At 62.2% G+C, this 15298-nt stretch carries 16 protein-coding genes; 8 read left to right on the top strand and 8 right to left on the bottom strand.

Translation table 11 applies throughout. The features are described 5' to 3' along the window. Window positions 1-3: 3 nt before the first annotated feature. The 6 genes from AC1DRE_RS20990 to AC1DRE_RS21015 all read right to left on the bottom strand — a co-directional run bounded on the left by AC1DRE_RS20990 (window position 4) and on the right by AC1DRE_RS21015 (window position 5530). Window positions 4-888, bottom strand: coding sequence for a glycerophosphodiester phosphodiesterase family protein (locus tag AC1DRE_RS20990; protein ID WP_476986437.1), 885 nt, complete (start codon window positions 886-888; stop codon window positions 4-6). Window positions 889-895: 7 nt separating this feature from the next. Continuing rightward, on the bottom strand, window positions 896-2659 hold the full coding sequence (locus tag AC1DRE_RS20995) for an ABC transporter permease (protein ID WP_476986438.1): 1764 nt from the start codon (window positions 2657-2659) through the stop codon (window positions 896-898). A gap of 17 nt (window positions 2660-2676) precedes the next feature. Then, a complete protein-coding gene (locus AC1DRE_RS21000; RefSeq protein ID WP_476986439.1) occupies window positions 2677-3753 on the bottom strand; it encodes an ABC transporter ATP-binding protein in 1077 nt (358 codons plus the stop codon). Next, complete coding sequence (locus AC1DRE_RS21005; protein ID WP_476986440.1) at window positions 3750-4823, bottom strand: extracellular solute-binding protein; 1074 nt, start codon at window positions 4821-4823, stop codon at window positions 3750-3752. The genes AC1DRE_RS21000 and AC1DRE_RS21005 overlap by 4 nt, the downstream gene beginning before the upstream one ends. 231 nt (window positions 4824-5054) lie before the next feature. Continuing rightward, window positions 5055-5183, bottom strand: coding sequence for a universal stress protein (locus tag AC1DRE_RS21010; protein WP_476986441.1), 129 nt, complete (start codon window positions 5181-5183; stop codon window positions 5055-5057). After that, window positions 5180-5530 carry a hypothetical protein gene (locus tag AC1DRE_RS21015; protein ID WP_476986442.1) on the bottom strand — a complete coding sequence of 117 codons (351 nt, stop codon included), beginning with the start codon at window positions 5528-5530 and terminating at the stop codon, window positions 5180-5182. Before AC1DRE_RS21015 ends, AC1DRE_RS21010 begins: the two co-directional genes overlap by 4 nt. Before the next feature lie 170 nt (window positions 5531-5700). Here AC1DRE_RS21015 and AC1DRE_RS21020 point away from each other — a divergent pair, with 170 nt between their 5' ends. Beyond that, window positions 5701-5994, top strand: a complete 294-nt coding sequence (locus AC1DRE_RS21020; protein ID WP_476986443.1) for a nuclear transport factor 2 family protein — start codon at window positions 5701-5703, stop codon at window positions 5992-5994. A 447-nt stretch (window positions 5995-6441) separates the two neighbouring features. Here the strand turns inward: AC1DRE_RS21020 and AC1DRE_RS21025 are convergent, their stop codons facing one another. Then, a complete protein-coding gene (locus AC1DRE_RS21025) occupies window positions 6442-6729 on the bottom strand; it encodes an SRPBCC family protein (RefSeq protein WP_476986444.1) in 288 nt (95 codons plus the stop codon). Between the two features lie 371 nt (window positions 6730-7100). Continuing rightward, window positions 7101-8381, bottom strand: coding sequence for an MFS transporter (locus AC1DRE_RS21030; RefSeq protein WP_476986445.1), 1281 nt, complete (start codon window positions 8379-8381; stop codon window positions 7101-7103). Window positions 8382-8796: 415 nt separating this feature from the next. Between AC1DRE_RS21030 and AC1DRE_RS21035 the strand changes: the two genes are divergently transcribed. The 7 genes from AC1DRE_RS21035 (at window position 8797) to AC1DRE_RS21065 (ending at window position 15227) form a co-directional block, all read left to right on the top strand. After that, window positions 8797-10359: an aldehyde dehydrogenase gene (locus AC1DRE_RS21035; RefSeq protein WP_476986446.1), complete on the top strand. Its 1563-nt coding sequence runs from the start codon at window positions 8797-8799 to the stop codon at window positions 10357-10359. Between the two features lie 44 nt (window positions 10360-10403). Continuing rightward, window positions 10404-10751 (top strand): RidA family protein, encoded by a 348-nt coding sequence (locus AC1DRE_RS21040; RefSeq protein ID WP_476986447.1) that lies wholly within the window; start codon window positions 10404-10406, stop codon window positions 10749-10751. Window positions 10752-10754: 3 nt separating this feature from the next. After that, window positions 10755-11789: a PDR/VanB family oxidoreductase gene (locus AC1DRE_RS21045; protein ID WP_476986448.1), complete on the top strand. Its 1035-nt coding sequence runs from the start codon at window positions 10755-10757 to the stop codon at window positions 11787-11789. A 27-nt stretch (window positions 11790-11816) separates the two neighbouring features. Next, a complete protein-coding gene (locus AC1DRE_RS21050) occupies window positions 11817-12812 on the top strand; it encodes a VOC family protein (protein ID WP_476986449.1) in 996 nt (331 codons plus the stop codon). Continuing rightward, window positions 12796-13611, top strand: a complete 816-nt coding sequence (locus tag AC1DRE_RS21055) for an alpha/beta fold hydrolase (protein WP_476986450.1) — start codon at window positions 12796-12798, stop codon at window positions 13609-13611. Before AC1DRE_RS21050 ends, AC1DRE_RS21055 begins: the two co-directional genes overlap by 17 nt. Then, window positions 13608-14351 carry an SDR family oxidoreductase gene (locus AC1DRE_RS21060; protein WP_476986451.1) on the top strand — a complete coding sequence of 248 codons (744 nt, stop codon included), beginning with the start codon at window positions 13608-13610 and terminating at the stop codon, window positions 14349-14351. Before AC1DRE_RS21055 ends, AC1DRE_RS21060 begins: the two co-directional genes overlap by 4 nt. An 87-nt stretch (window positions 14352-14438) precedes the next feature. Then, window positions 14439-15227, top strand: a complete 789-nt coding sequence (locus AC1DRE_RS21065; protein WP_476986452.1) for an SDR family oxidoreductase — start codon at window positions 14439-14441, stop codon at window positions 15225-15227. The last annotated feature ends 71 nt before the right edge of the window (window positions 15228-15298 follow it).

Raw genomic sequence — 15298 nt, forward strand, 5'->3', positions numbered from 1 at the left:
AACCTAGCGTGCGTCCAGGGCCAACGGTGTGCCATGGAAGGTCCCTACCGCATTGCGGTACGGCACGAGCATCCCCGGCCAGTCCGTTTGGATGACGTCAGCGCCATGGGCGATGAGCCTCCCCCAGCCAGCCTCCGGCCCCGCAAAGATTGATGCTTCATCGTCCCAGCCGCAGAACAAGGGAACTCCATTGCTCAGGTTGATGGCGTTGACCAGTGCAAACATGCCCTGGTCATGCAGCCACGGCACGTAGTCCGGGGAGGCAAATTCGTGGTCCTCGGAATCGGGCAGCAGCTCCATGCCAACAGCATTCACTTCGGTGGCGGCTAGAATCTGGAGGACCTCCTGATGGGAGCGGACCATCGGGGCGTAGGGGTATTTGACCCCATGGTTGGCCAGCAGACCCAGATATTCCTCGGTCACCGGGGATTTGAGCACCTTGGCACCCGGCGTCCGGAACTGGTCCAGGTACGGCAACAAGCGGGGCCAGAACCACCAGGACCTGTCCACGTTGAACAGGGCATCCGGATGGGCCGTCAGCACCTCAGCCAGGGTCGCCACGCCGTACCTCGCGCTGCTGCTGGCCGCCCACTGGTACTGCAGTGCCCGGATCTGGTCGCTGTCCATGGTCCGGATGTTTTCCTGCAGACCAAAGTGCATGCCTTCATAGCCGTCATGGAAGAGGAAGAACTCGCCGTCGGTGGACTCCACCACGTCAATCTCAACCATCTCGGCGCCCTGCCGGAGCGCCGCGGTCACCGCTGGCAGGGTGTTTTCAACCACGCATCCCAGTCCCGTTCCGCGGTGCACTGCCACCAGTGGCAGCCTGCCCGCGAATGCCGCGTTGAGCGGGGCATTGATGCCTGCAAATTTCTGACGTCCAAACATGGTTTTCCTAGACTTTCTGCAATTGCTTGTGCGACGCACGCGGTGCGGTCACCACTTCCGCGGCCCTCGGGCCCTGGACGGGTTTGTTCTTCTTTTTGCCCGTTCCCCGCCCGTAGACCAGCCACATCGTTGTTCCCGTGATGACCATCAGTAGCACCGTGTAGACGAACGTCAATGCCGTGGCGTCGGTGAGTGTGTCCTCGCCGGTGGCGTTCTTGATGACAACGCCCAGCGGCTGGTACAGCGGGTGGGCCAGAAAAACTGCGGTGTCGTAGTCATCGAGGAGATGGTTGAAGTTCAGCGCCGCGATCGCCGCTGCCGTCGGCGCCACAATGGGCAGCAGCACGCGGCGGAAGATGGCGAGGGGCTTGGCGCCGAGGATGGACGCCGCGTCCTCCAGCTGGTCCGGCACTCCGGCGAAGGCGGCTTTCAGCATCCGCAGGGTGAAGGGGATCTTTCCGATAATGTAAGCGATCGCCAGGATCGCCACTGTTCCGGTAAGCACCACATCGCCCACCAGCCACTCGGGATGGTCAAATCCGACGATCAGTCCCAGCGCAATGAGCGTGGACGGCAAGATCCAGGGAATGTGCAGTACGTATTCCAGCACCGTTGTGATCCTGTTGCGGTACCTTTGCACCATCCTCGCGACGAAGATCAGCCCGGTCACCACCACTACCGAGGCGATGGCACCGTAGCCGATGCTGACCAGGAACGGCCAGAAGGCGGCATAGTCGCTGAACACCACCGCATAGTTGCGCAGCGTGAAACTGTCCCAGCCCAGCGTTCCGCTGTTGATGGCCGCGGCATTGGTAAAGGAAAAGACCACGATCAGCAGCGGCGGCACCACATACATGACGAGCAGGACGTAGGCCACCACATGAACGACGGCGTTCGCCACCCGGTTTTCGATACGTTGCGTCTGCATCGCCGCCGACACCTTGGACACGGCAAAGTACGTGCCGCCCTTTTCCAGCCGGTTCAGCACGGCCAGCAGGACGATGGTGGACACCCCCAGCACCATGGCCAGCGTGGCCGCCAGATCCCGTGACGACGGCGCATTGGCGAATGTCAGGATCATGGGTGTGATGGTCTGGAAGCTGGTGCCGCCAAGCACCTGCGGGGCGGCCAGTGCCCCCAGCCCGCCCAGAAAGGTCAGGATGGTGATTGCAAAAATCATGGGCTTGAGGGTGGGCAGCACAATCCGCCACAGCACCGTCCCTGCGGACGCGCCCATCATCCGGGCCGCCTCCACCGTCTGGAAGTCCGCCCGGGCCAAAGCATTGCTCATGAACAACAGGTGGTGCCCTGTGCCGGCCAGGGTCATGACAAACACCACCGCCGCCATCCCGGTGAACCATGCCCTGTCCATGTCGGGGAACACCCCGGCAATGGCATTGGTGATGAAGCCGTGTTCGCCGTAGATGATCTTGTAGCCGGCCACCTGCACTATGCCGCCGTAGACCAGGGTCGTGGCGTAGCCGATCCACAGGATCTTGGCGCCTTTGACGTCGAAGTAGCGTGTGGCCAGCACAATGAAGATGCCCACAATGTTCACCGTCACGGACAGGACCGCTGCCAGCACGAAGCTGTTCCGCAGCGAAGCCATGGCGCGTTCGGACGAGGCCAGCCGCTGGAAGGCCCGCAGCGAGAATCCCGATTCGGGGAAAAACACGGTTCCCAGCAGCCGAACGTTCGGGTAAATCAAAAAGGTCACCGAGAACCACAGGACTGCCAGGGTGACCACCACGAACAGCGGTGACCTCAGCATGAGCCGCGCCGAGCCGTTCACAGTCCGGCCCCCGCGTACTGCAGCACGTCACGTGAGTCGATGGCCAAATCCACGGCGTCGCCGACGACAAAACCCGGATGCCCGTACTCCTGGATGATGCCTTTGAACAATCCTCCGGCCGCTTCCACCCGGTAACTGCTGTAGAGGCCGTGGTACTGCTTCGACCGTACGACACCGGGAAGAACCGCCCGGCCCGCTGCTCCGGACGTTGCGCGCAAACCGGCATCGGGGGCCGTCCTCGCTCGATGCCGGTCGGAGGCTGTGATGCAGGTCTTTTCGATGCGGACATAGGACTCCGCCTCCGGATCCAGCAGTGTGGCGCCTGCGGACCGGAGCGCGCCCAGGGACCCTGGAGTCAGGCGGTTGTTTTCGCCGATGAAATTGCAGACAAACTCGGTGGCCGATGCATCATACACCTGGGCAGGAGTCCCCACCTGCTCAATGCGGCCCTGGTTCATGACGGCGATCCTGTCGCTCATGGTGAGGGCCTCGTCCTGGTCGTGTGTGACGTAGACGGTGGTGATGCCAAAGTGTTCCTGCAGCTCTTTGAGCTGGATGCGCAGTTGATGGCGGAGCTTGGCGTCAAGGTTGGACAGCGGCTCGTCCAGAAGCAGGATCTTGGGGCGCAGCACGAGGGCACGAGCGATCGCCACCCGCTGCTGCTGACCACCGGACAGCTCGGCGACTCCTTTGACCAATTGGTTCTGTGTCAGGTTTACCGCCTCTGCGATCCCGGCGACGCGGCGGGCCGACTCTGCCTTGGAGACGCCGGAGACCTTGAGTCCGAAGGCGATATTGTCTTCGACCGACATCGTGGGAAAGAGTGCGTAGTTCTGGAAGACCATTCCAATCTCACGGCGTCGGCTCGGGAGGTTGGTGACGCGCTGACCATCGATCCATACGTCTCCGGCGAGCGGCTGGATAAATCCTGCCAAGGTGCGCAGGGCGGTGGATTTTCCGCAGCCCGATGGGCCAAGCAGCGTGAAGAACTCGCCTTCTTTGATGGTCAGGTTGAATTCGGGGAGGGCGTTGAAACCGTCAAAGTTGACGTCAATATTTTCGAAGGTGATCATTTCCGGTACTCGAGATCGATCTTTTCCACCCAGGCGTCAATGTTCTTCGCCACCAGAGCCCAATCGATGTTCTGCCGGCTGAATGCATCGGTCTGCTTGATGGCATCCTGGTTGGCATTTGCTGCGGCCTTCAGATTCGTGGGGGCGGTAAAGAATTTCACCGACCACTGGGCCTGGACGTCGGCACTGCCAAACCAGTCAATGAACTTCTCAGCCGTTTCCTGTTTCGTGGATCCCTTGACCAGGGCAACCTGTTGGACGGCAAACGGCACGCCCACGGCCGGCTGCGCCGCCTGGGTCTGGACGCCGTACTGGGTCTCGCGGCTTGCCTTGCCGGCCAGCCACATTTGCCCCGCATCAACCTTGCCGGCCTTCATGCGCGCATACAGGTCCTCACCCTTGACGGCGGGACTTCCGTTGGCGAAATAGCCCTTGACCGCATTCCAGCCGTCCTGGCTGATGCCCAGTTCACCGTTGGGGTCGGCGTATCGGGCCAGGATGCCGGCGAGCACCATTTGCGTCGTGGCGCCACCGAGCGATGTCGGCACCTCGTACCTGCCCTTGAAGGCATCCTTGCTCGAAAGATCCGTCCAGTCCGAGGGGGCTTGGGCGGCATCCGGATAGGCGCCCTTGTTGAAGACGAGCATGATGGGCTCGCGCACGATTGGCCAGAACTGCTTGTCCGCATCACCCAGGGACGCATCCACGTCGCCGGCCCACGAGGGCGTGTAGGCCTCCAGAACGTTCTGGGCTTTGAGCTTTTCCAGGTAGACATTGTTCAGGCCAAAAGTTACGTCCGCGACGGGGTTGTTTCTCTCCGCGGACAGGCGGTTCATCACATCGCCGCCACCGAGGTCCACAATGTTGAGCGCGAAACCGGCCTCTGCGGCCTTCTGCTTGAGCCAGTCGCCGCGGCCGTCGGACACCGAGTTGCTGTAGATGACCAGCGACTCGTTGCTGCTGCCCGCAGATTGCCCGGCAGGTGATGAGGCGGGAGGTGTGCATGCGGAGAGCAGGACAGTTCCAGCCACGGCCAGCGCCGCTCCGAAGAGAAACTTGGGGGACTTCATGGATGCTCCATTTGGATTCAGGGGGTGTGCCTTCGCGGCACCCGGCAAATGATCGCGCTTTCATCGCCTGGCATTGGGACCTGATGATCGCGCTTTCATTCCGACCTTGATCGACCCCTGTGTCTTGGTTGGAAACGACGCATGAACGAGGGGCGAACTCTGACGGCCCGTGCGACTGCTTCCCAGAAACGGCCCCCTTGAGCGCGTCGGAATGCGGCGACCGGAGTCCCCTTATGCACGGCTGGGAACAATGAGGACCGGCCGCCACTGTGAGCGGACCAGGGCGGCGGACACCGAACCTTCGAGGAAGCGGTCCATCGCGGCACGGATGCCGGGCCGGTGGCCGCCTACGATAATCAAGGATGCGCCGGCGCTTTTCGCCAGACGCCCGAGTGCAGCGCAACGTCACCGTTGAGCACGCGGAATGACCATTCCCGGCCCGGCGATCCGAGGATGGCTTCAAGCCGCCGCAGGACCTGGCCCGAAGGAAAATCCGTCTCTTCGTTTCCGGCGGGATCCAGGGAAACGGCTGCGCTGGCGCCGCCCGGCTCCCACTCCGTCAGGTAGCTGGCAGGATCCACGAACGCACAGACAAGATGCAGTCCCAAACCAGCAGCGAGGCCCGATGCTTCCACGACCATTTGCGCCGAAAAGTCCCAAGCCGCGCCTACAACAACCGGGCCGTCCGGCCAACCCTCATCGGGCATGAATCTGCCAGACCCCGCCTGCCCCACAGAACGCTATCCGCGCTGGCCCCAGCTGAACGACTTCCACAAGCGACAGAATAGCCACCGTCGGCTCCGAGTTGTACCCGTAATCCCGGCTGGCCCACGTCGCTGACCGTCAACGAATACCCCAACGGTGGTACCGTTCCGGCATGAATGACGCCGCCGCCATAGCCGTTAGGTTCAACGAACGCATCAACGCAGGCGCCCTGACAGGCCTTGTGCAGCTGATGGCCAACAACCACACGTTCATCGACACGGCCGGAACCGCCGTCACGGGCAAGGCTGCCTGCACTGAAGCCTGGCGCGGCTTCTTCGATTCCTACGCGGGGTACAGAAACACCTTTGAAGCCGTCCTACTCGCGGTAACAGGGTCACCATCGTCGGCCACACCGTGTGTCCGGGAGTCTCCGCTCTGGACGGGCACGCCCTATGGACAGCGATAGTCGCCGAAGAAGGGCTAACTGAATGGTGCGTGTACGCGGATACCCCCGACGAGCGGCATCGCCTGGGCATCGACGATGAATGGTTCACCTACGCGACCGGACTTTCCTGACTCCACGGGCGATGCGGGGCGTCTGACTCCCGCCGCCTCGTCCGGCTGCGGAAACTCCGGACTCACCGAGATCAAGGAAATACCCGATCGGGGCCATTCACTGACCATCGACCACGGCTGACGCGACGTCGCGGACGCAGCCCTGGAGTTCATCAACGTCACGGCTAACAGGCCGCTGCGCGCCCGCTTGAGCTACCGGTGCCGGTCACGTCCGGGAGAGTTCAGCCGATCAGTTCCGCGCGTTCCTTCACGGCGTTGACGTAGCCGGCACAATCCTGTCCGAGGTCCGGTACAGTCCTCCAGATCAGTCCCAGCACCGGGCCGCTGAATTCTTCTCTCACCCGCAGGTGAGTCTTCCCGTCCGGGGAGAAAGTGTGAACGTCCGCACGCCTGTGAATAGGCCCAGTGGCAGGCCGCCGGTCCAGGTCATCATCTCTCCGGGGATCTGTTGGACGCGCAGGCGGAAGCTTCGGTGTCCGTTGGTCAGGGTTCGGATTCTGATGGTGCCGCCGTTGCGTATCTGACCCTCGATACGGGTTATTCCCGAGTCCCAGACGGTGTAGTTGCTTTCATCGGCGATGATGTCCCACACGGTGGAGGACCGGGCGTAGACAAACCGTCTCACCTCTAGGGCGTCAATCCTGAGGAGTCACTCATAGGGGTGCCAGCGCCCAGCACGCCCAGAGCGGCAGCAAGCCGAACTCGTTGCTGGCCCATGGCACGCCAGCTCTTTTTACGCCAGATCCTCGATGCGCGCGCTAGCGGGGTGCTGCCAATCCAATGGTCGAGTGGTGCGGGTAGGTGTTACTTCTCGATCTCCCGCGCGACGGTGTTGACGATGGCCGTGATTCTGTGGGCCGCGCGCCAGGACTTTCTTCTTCTTTCCCCAGGTGCGTCCCGGGAGGCATTCCACTGACGGCAGGAGTACTAGAATTCAACCTCCTGCACTGCCCCTGCGGTCGGGTGTCGAAGGGGCAGTGCAGGGCAGGGTCTACGCTAGGTCCGAGGCGCGGTGAGGGGCGATTTCGCCGGCTGTAATGACGTCGGAACCGTCGCTTTGGCTGCTGTGATCCGTCCTAGAATCAGCACCAATACCAGAGCGATGATCACGGGCACGCATACGGAGAGAACGATGATGCTGGTATCCACGCCGATTCCGATTAGGACGCCGCCGAAAATCGGGCCGACAACCGATCCGAGTCGGCCCATTGAAGCCGCCCAGCCGACACCGGCGGTCACCGTTGCTTGGGGGTACAGCGTCACCGCCAACGCGGCCTGGCCGATCATGCCGGCCTGAAGTCCGAGGCCGACGCCACCGAAGACCATCAGCAGCAGCGCTTTGTCCGGGCCGAGGAATGCAGAGATGACAAGGAACACGATCGCTACTGCCGAGGTTCCAGCCAGAACGGACGTCATCCGGAAGCGACGCGATGCGAGGATTAGTACGCCGGCACCGATGATGCTTCCTATGCCCAGGGCCGCCGACCCCAGTGGTGCTAGGCCGGCACTGAAGCCGTAGCTGGTGAGCAGTGTTGGCAACCACGAGGAGAACACGTAGAACGAGGCGAAGATGAGGAACGAAAAAGCCCACAGGAGGAGGGTTCTGCTTCGTACGGAAGCATCGAACAGGCGCGCAACCGACGCATGGTGCTTGGCCTCGGCCGCCTCAATGGGTGTGCTCGATACCGGGCTACCGGACAGTCCGAACCACAGGAACGGCAGAAGCACGGCAGAGGCGATAGCTCCGGTAATGAACACCCATTCCCACCCGAATGCGCCCACGATGGCGCTCCCGGCCAGCCCCGCGATCAGCGCCCCGAGGGAGATGCCCGTCATTACGACCACCGCAATCGATTGACGCAACCGAGCGGGATTGACTGCGGTCGCATGGGCGACAGCGGCTGGCAGCACGGCACCCAGTCCCAGGCCGGTCACGAAACGTAGAATCGTCAGCTCCACAATTGAACCGGACCATGCTGTCAGCAATGAACCCAGGGTGAACACCAAGACCGCTGAAAAAATGACGTTCCTAGTGCCCAGCTTGGCCACGAGGCGCCCTACCGCCAGGTATCCCAGAGCCACTCCTGCGCTGGTCAGCGCGAGGGCAGCAGTAAAGTGCGAGGGTTGAACACCCCAGTCCTTGGCGATCGCCGGTATGGACACGCCCAACGCGACCGTGTCGTATCCGTCGAGCACTACGGCCGCACACGCCAGACAAAGTACCCACCAATTCGGTTTGGTCTCTTCCTGCTTCTTGGGTTCGCTCATCGTGTCCATCGGACATCCTTAAGGTTGTGAGGGCTTCGAATACATTCTCGAAGCGGGGGCATGCCACCCGCCCGTAGGCGGCTCGCGAGTCAAGGCCATGGACGAGGCCCAGGCGTCGTCGCCGGCGGCTACGTCATGGCGGTTTCTCCGTTCACGCACGACACGTGCTCTCTCACCGTCACCCCGCCCATATGGGCGGGGGCTGGCGAGGTGCTTAAGTGTGGTGAAGATCATGGCGTTGTGTTAGTTCTATCTCCTTAGCGCTTAAAGATCAAGACCCCACTGCCTTGACACAAAGTATCTTAGTGCTGTTATATCTTTGGCATGACCTAGTTCACATTTCGGTCGCTTCCGCGACTGCGGGACAGCCGCGAACAACGTCGGCGGCAGCCTGAGTGACTATAAAGATTGGTGGACCCTGAAGATGACAACGCAGAGCAGCGCGGGCATCGTAGAACGGCCGGCCGCTACAGACTCCGAAGGATATATCCCCTTCCGCGGCTTTGAACCCGGCGTGGACACGCTGGACGAGATTTACGTTGGCGGGGTCTGGGCCCGGGGCGCAGGGGCACTGATCGAGTCCGTCAATCCCGCAACTTCTGAGGTCTTCGCGACGCTCCATGGTGCCACCGTTGACGATGTTGATGCCGCGGTCTCGGCCGGCCAGGCGGCCATTGAAGAGTCCGGCTGGGCCCGTAAGCTACCGCACGAACGCGCTGCTGTTTTGCACAGGATCGGTTCGGCTCTGGAAGCCAATGCTGACCGGATCGCCGTTCTTCAAACCCAGGACACCGGTAAGACGCTCAAGGAAACCCGGGCGTTGGCCATTAGCGCTGCGGCCACGTTCCGTTTCACCGCATCGGCCCTTGAAACCATGGAGGATGCGCTAACCCCGCCGAGGGGTGACTACCTGAGTATCTCCACCTATGAGCACATCGGTGTGGTGGCTGCCATTACACCGTGGAACTCGCCCATTGCCAGCGACGCGCAAAAGGTTGCTCCGGCCCTTGCCGCGGGCAACGCCGTCGTGATCAAACCGCCGGTCTGGGCACCCTGGGTGTCGCTGCTGCTGGCAAGGATCTGTGACGAGGCAGGACTGCCATCGGGCCTGCTTTCGGTCCTTCCCGGCCCGGGAAGGACCGTCGGGGACGCTCTGGCACGGCACAGGGATGTCGGCAAGGTTTCCTTCACCGGCGGCACCTCGACCGGGCGGCAGCTGGGCCGCATCGCAGCCGAGAAGATCATGCCAATCACGCTGGAACTGGGCGGGAAATCGCCAACCATCATTTTTTCGGACGCGGATCTGGATCAAGCCATTGCCGGGGTGCTTTACGGAATCTTTTCCTCCAGCGGCCAAAGCTGCATCGCCGGTTCGCGGGTATTCATCCAACGGACCATTTATGACGCCGTGCTGGCACGCTTAGTCGAAGGAGCCCAATCCCTGCGGGTGGGTCCAGGAACCGACCCAGGCACACAGGTTGCACCTCTTGTTGCCCATGCCCACAGGGATTCGGTTGAAAAAATGGTTGAGGATGCGCGGGCAGCGGGAGCGCAGATCCTGTGCGGCGGCGCACGGCCGGCGGAGCTGGAGCTGCAGCAGGGCGCATATTACCTGCCGACCATCATTGCCGGCGTGGCCAACTCCGACCTGATCTGCCAGGAGGAGATCTTCGGTCCCGTGGCTGTGGTTCTTCCCTTTGATGATGAAACTGACCTGCTGGCCCAGGCCAACGACAGTGTGTTTGGTCTGGCCTGCGGCATCTGGACGGCCGACTACCGGCGGGCCTGGCGCATTGCGCGCGCCGTTGCTGCGGGCACCGTCTGGATCAACACGTACAAGCAATTCAGCATCGCCACCCCCTTCAGCGGGATCAAAGAAAGCGGGCTGGGCACCGAAAAAGGCAGGGACGGTATCCGCTCCTACATGCGCCAAAAGAGCATATACGTCGATCTTTCCGGCGCCCCACTCCCCTGGGTCGGCGCATGAAATCCGCAGCATATTCCAATCCATCCCCCACGAAAGGCAAGTCAGTGAGTGCTCACCCCTACAGTCCGGCATACCAGGCCGGGGGTTTCGGCTTCGTGTCCGGGGCGTTGTCCGTCGATGAAAACTACATCCCCGTTAGTGGCCGAATCGAGGCCATCGAGGCCGCTACAACCAGGCTCTCGGAACGGTTGGCGACCATCGGCATGTCCATGCAGGACATCGTCAAGACCACCTACTTCGTCACGGACCTGACCCTGCGCGAAGAAGCCAACAGCCAGTACGAACAGCTCTTCACCGCTCCCCGGCCGGCAAGGACGTTCGTGGAAGTATCTGCGCTGCCGTACGGTGCCACGGTGGAAATTGAAGCCATTGCCCACCGGGGCCAGGAGTGAATCATGACTACCGTCACTTTGGACACACGGGGACCGGAAGAATCACCCCAGCAGAATCCGACCACTGACCGGGCAACGACCGGGGAGCCCACCGCACGGAACCTGAGGGTCCAGCAAAAAACGTGGGAATCGGACGGGGTAACCAGCGTTACCTTCGCTGACCCGTCCGGAGCACAGCTGCCCCAATGGCAGCCCGGTTCCCACCTGAGCCTTCACCTGCCCAACGGGCTCATACGCGAGTACTCGCTGTGCTCCGATCCACTGGATTCGACCAGCTGGACGGTAGCTGTGCTCCGGACTCCCGACTCACGCGGCGGCAGCCAACACGTCCATGAGGGTCTACCGGTGGGAGCACTCCTTAAGGTAGAAGGCCCGCGCAATAACTTCGTGCTCGAAGACGCCGGACGCTACGTGCTGGTCGCCGGCGGGATCGGCATCACCCCGATCATCTCCATGGCGCGGCAACTGCATGCAGCAGGCGCGGATTGGTCGCTGCTCTACACCGGCCGGTCCCGCGCCAGTATGGCCTTTCTTCCCGAGATCGACACCCTGCCCCAGGACCGGATCACCATCCACGCCGACGACGAAGCCAACGGCAGCTACCCTGACCTGGCCGCCGCTGTCGGAACCCTGAGCCCGGATGCACTGGTTTACGCCTGTGGTCCGGAACCGCTGCTGAAAGCCGTTGCCGGGGCCATGCAGGACGAAGCGCAGCTTCGAATCGAGCGGTTCAAGGCACCAGAAAAAGTTGCGGTCCCGGTGGAGAGCGAATCAGCATTTGACGTGGTGTGCAACAGCACCGGCCAACGCATCCCCGTCGGGCCTGACATATCTGTGCTTGATGCCCTCAACAACGCAGGCATCGACGTTCCCAGCTCCTGCGCTGAAGGAATCTGCGGTACCTGCGAAACACGCGTCATCAGCGGCGACGTGGAGCACCGTGATTTTCTCCTCACCCAGGCCGAGCAGGCCGCAAACAAATCCATGTTCGTATGCGTCTCGCGTTGCAGTTCGGCCGAACTGATTCTTGATCTCTAAACCCTCGAAAAGTAAGAAGGTAGCCCCATGAATTTCTTCGCAGCAGAGCCTGTCTGTAAGTTGCGATCCCTTCGCTCGGTGTCCTTGAAGGTACCGGAAACGGCACGTGCCAAGGATTTCTACCACGAGGTCTGGGGCCTTTCCACCGTCGAGGAGGACAGCGACCGCTTCTGGCTCCGCGGGACCGGCTCCGAGCACCACATTCTAAAGCTGGAAAAGGGCCAGCAGAACGCGCTTGGCGGCGTCGCCTTCGCACTCGCCACGCCCCAGGAGGTGGACCAGGCAGCCCTTAAGCTCGCTGCTCTGGGTATTCCCCTCTTCCGTGAACCCGGACCCCTGGACGACGCTGCCGGCGGATACGGCCTGCAGCTGGTTGACCCCGAGGGAAGGCTCGTAGAGCTGTCCGCTGACGTTCACGCGGTCGTCAGCCAGGAGCCATCCGGACGCCGGGCAATCCCGCGCAAAATTGCCCACGTCGTGCTGAACACGATCGACATTGACCGGGCAACCGCCTTCTACACCCAGGTCCTGGGCATGCGGGTCTCGGACTGGTCCGAGCACCAGATGTCCTTCCTGCGGTGCAATTCCGAGCACCATGTCATCGCCTTCAACCAGGCCCCGTGGACAGCAGTCAACCATGTGGCCTACGAAATGCAGAGCATCGACCACTTCATGCGTGGTATCGGGTCCCTCAAAACCCACGGTATCGCCCCCCAGTGGGGACCGGGACGCCACGGTCCCGGGGATAACACCTTCTCCTACTTCACCGACCCTGCTGGCTTGGTTTGTGAGTACACCTCGGAAGTTGCGCAGGTTGATGAGGACAGCTGGCTGTGCCGCACCTGGAAGCGGACCCCGGAACTGTCGGACCAGTGGGGAACCGCCGGGCCCCCCACGGTCAACGTTCGCACTGCGATGGCCGGAATCCCCGATGACGGCTACCGCTCCCTCGTCGTCCCGGGCAGCGCGGACTACTTCACTGTTCCGTCGTCAGATTCGGTAAGTCATGCAGCTGCCCACTGAGGCAGGTCCCGCCACCCGAAGCTTGGGCAGCCGTATTTCCCTCCACGGCGTCTCCCTGGTCGTCCGTGGTGAAGGAGCGCCTGTTTTCCTGATGCACGGCATCGGGGGTAACGCCTCATCCTGCGGGGCGCTGGCACAGCTGCTCAGTGAGGCCGGCTACCGCACGTTCTGCTGGGATGCACCAGGGTACGGGGAGTCCGCGGATCCGCTGGGTCCGGTCGACCATCCCGGGCTCGTCCTGCAGATTTTGACTTCCCTTGCCCTTGGTCCCGCACACCTGATTGGGACCTCGTGGGGAGGAGTCATCGCCACCAAAGTGGTAGCGCAGGAACCGGGTGCTGTCCGCTCCCTGGTGCTGGCGGACAGCACCCGAGGCTCGGCCGTTACCGGTGAGTCGGTGGACAGGATGCTGGCTCGCGTCCCGGAACTGGCTGAACTGGGGCCAGAAGCGTTTGCCGACCGGCGCGCGTCCAGGCTGGTCTCGCCGGCAACGAATGCTGCGACAGCCGCGGCGGTCAGGTCCGAGATGGCGGCGGTCCGGTTGCCCGGTTACACAGCGGCAGCGGCCATGATGGCAGCTACCGACACATCGAATGTGCTGTCGTCCCTGCAGGTACCATCACTGGTTTTGGTCGGCGAAGACGATGTAGTCACCGGTGTGGCTGAATCCCGGATTCTCGCCAAATCCATAACAGACGCTTCTTTCAAGATCATTCCCCGTGCAGGCCATGCCGCAGTGCAGGAGAAGCCGGCAGAGATGGCGTCGTCGATTCTAGAGTTTTGGAAGAGGCTTTCATGACACGGCTGATCGTAGTAACAGGCTCTGGACGTGGGCTGGGATTCAGTATCGCCGAACGGCTGGCAGCCGGAGGCGACCGCATCGTCATCGCTGAGAAAAACGCCGACCTCGCAGAATGTGCAGCAGATACGCTGCGCGAACGCGGCTTTGATGCAACGGCAATCATCACCGACATCGCGGACAAGGACTCCGTTGCGGCTTTGGCCGATACCGTTCAGGAACTAGGCGGGGCAGATGGCCTGGTCAACAATGCAGCTCTTGCCGACGGCGTTGGCGGGGACACCTTCTGGGAACTTGAAGAGGACTTCTTCCAGCGGGTCATGACGGTGAACACCTTCGGCACCTGGCTGGTGAGCAAGCACCTCTATCCACAGCTGGCACAAAAGCAGACAGGCGCCATCGTTAATGTCGCCTCCGACGCCGCGCTATACGGCTCGCCGCGCCTGGTCCACTATGTCAGCTCCAAAGGCGCAGTCCTGGCAATGACCCGGACCATGGCCCGGGATGCGGGAGCAGCCGGGGTCCGGGTCAATGCTGTCTCCCCGGGCCTGACCAGGGTCGAGGCAACCGAGTCCGTGCCGGCCTCCCGCTACCGGCTCTACGAAGAGACAAGGGTATTGGAAAGGGATCAGGTGCCCGAGGATGTCTCGGGCGTCGTCCAGTTCCTGCTCTCGGACGCGGCAGCGTTCATTACCGGTCAGAACATCATCGTTGACGGCGGCTTTGTCATGGGGCACTGAGTCAGCTAACACCACCCACAACATCCCCCTTTCCCGAAAAATACCCCAGGACGCCGGGCTCCGGCTGATTATCAAGGAGACCACCAGATGGATCTGCAATTAAAGGACCGCACCGTCGTTGTGACGGGAGCGAGTTCCGGCGTCGGCCTGGCTACCGCCCGTTACCTGCTTGCAGAAGGCGCGAAGGTAGCTGCCTGCGCCCGTGATGCCGGGCGCCTCGCGGCGGCTTTCGATCAGTTTGCGTGGGCTGATAAAAACTCCATCTATTTGGCCACCTGCGACGTGACCGACCGCAAAGCCACCGACGCGTTCGTCGCCGGGACCTTGGAAAGCTTCGGGGCTGTTGACGGGCTGGTGTGCAACGCCGGCCGCTCCCTCATGGCTACCTTGGATGAGACGTCCGACGAGCAGTTCCGCGAAGAATTTGACCTCAAAATTTTCGGTGTGTTGAACATCGTACGCTCGGCGCGGGCTGCCCTGGCCGCGTCGCCGCACGGCTCAGTGGTCAACGTCAATGCAATCCTGTCCCGCCAACCTGAGCTGCGCCTGGCCGCTACTTCAGCCGCGCGCGCCGGGTTGTTGAACCTGAGCCACTCATTGTCTGAAGATCTCGCCGCGGACCGTACCAGGGTCAACTCGGTGCTGCTCGGCCTGGTCGACACCGGCCAGTGGCGCCGGCGATTCGAGCAGTCAGGCAGCGGCCTGGACTTCACGGAGTGGAGCGCCGAGATCACCAAGGACCGGGGGGTAAAGCTGGGCCGCTTCGGCACAGCCGAAGAAGTCGCCTTCCACATTCTTACCCTTCTGTCCCCGCTAAGCGGCTACACCACAGGAGCCACGATCGACGTCGGCGGCGGTGTAGGCCGCTATGTGTAAGGCACCTGCCATCCGGCTCACGCTCAACGGCATGCCCGGCCCTGATCTACGAAAGAGATAAGACATGTCCA

This window comes from Arthrobacter sp. P4_H3, assembly GCF_056400885.1.

Coding starts and splice junctions, on each gene's coding strand:
- AC1DRE_RS20990 (WP_476986437.1), bottom strand. CDS start 888: ATGTTTGGACGTCAGAAATTTGCAGGCATCAATGCCCCGCTCAACGCG.
- AC1DRE_RS20995 (WP_476986438.1), bottom strand. CDS start 2,659: ATGCTGAGGTCACCGCTGTTCGTGGTGGTCACCCTGGCAGTCCTGTGG.
- AC1DRE_RS21000 (WP_476986439.1), bottom strand. CDS start 3,753: ATGATCACCTTCGAAAATATTGACGTCAACTTTGACGGTTTCAACGCC.
- AC1DRE_RS21005 (WP_476986440.1), bottom strand. CDS start 4,823: ATGAAGTCCCCCAAGTTTCTCTTCGGAGCGGCGCTGGCCGTGGCTGGA.
- AC1DRE_RS21015 (WP_476986442.1), bottom strand. CDS start 5,530: ATGCCCGATGAGGGTTGGCCGGACGGCCCGGTTGTTGTAGGCGCGGCT.
- AC1DRE_RS21020 (WP_476986443.1), top strand. CDS start 5,701: ATGAATGACGCCGCCGCCATAGCCGTTAGGTTCAACGAACGCATCAAC.
- AC1DRE_RS21030 (WP_476986445.1), bottom strand. CDS start 8,381: ATGGACACGATGAGCGAACCCAAGAAGCAGGAAGAGACCAAACCGAAT.
- AC1DRE_RS21035 (WP_476986446.1), top strand. CDS start 8,797: ATGACAACGCAGAGCAGCGCGGGCATCGTAGAACGGCCGGCCGCTACA.
- AC1DRE_RS21045 (WP_476986448.1), top strand. CDS start 10,755: ATGACTACCGTCACTTTGGACACACGGGGACCGGAAGAATCACCCCAG.
- AC1DRE_RS21050 (WP_476986449.1), top strand. CDS start 11,817: ATGAATTTCTTCGCAGCAGAGCCTGTCTGTAAGTTGCGATCCCTTCGC.
- AC1DRE_RS21055 (WP_476986450.1), top strand. CDS start 12,796: ATGCAGCTGCCCACTGAGGCAGGTCCCGCCACCCGAAGCTTGGGCAGC.
- AC1DRE_RS21060 (WP_476986451.1), top strand. CDS start 13,608: ATGACACGGCTGATCGTAGTAACAGGCTCTGGACGTGGGCTGGGATTC.
- AC1DRE_RS21065 (WP_476986452.1), top strand. CDS start 14,439: ATGGATCTGCAATTAAAGGACCGCACCGTCGTTGTGACGGGAGCGAGT.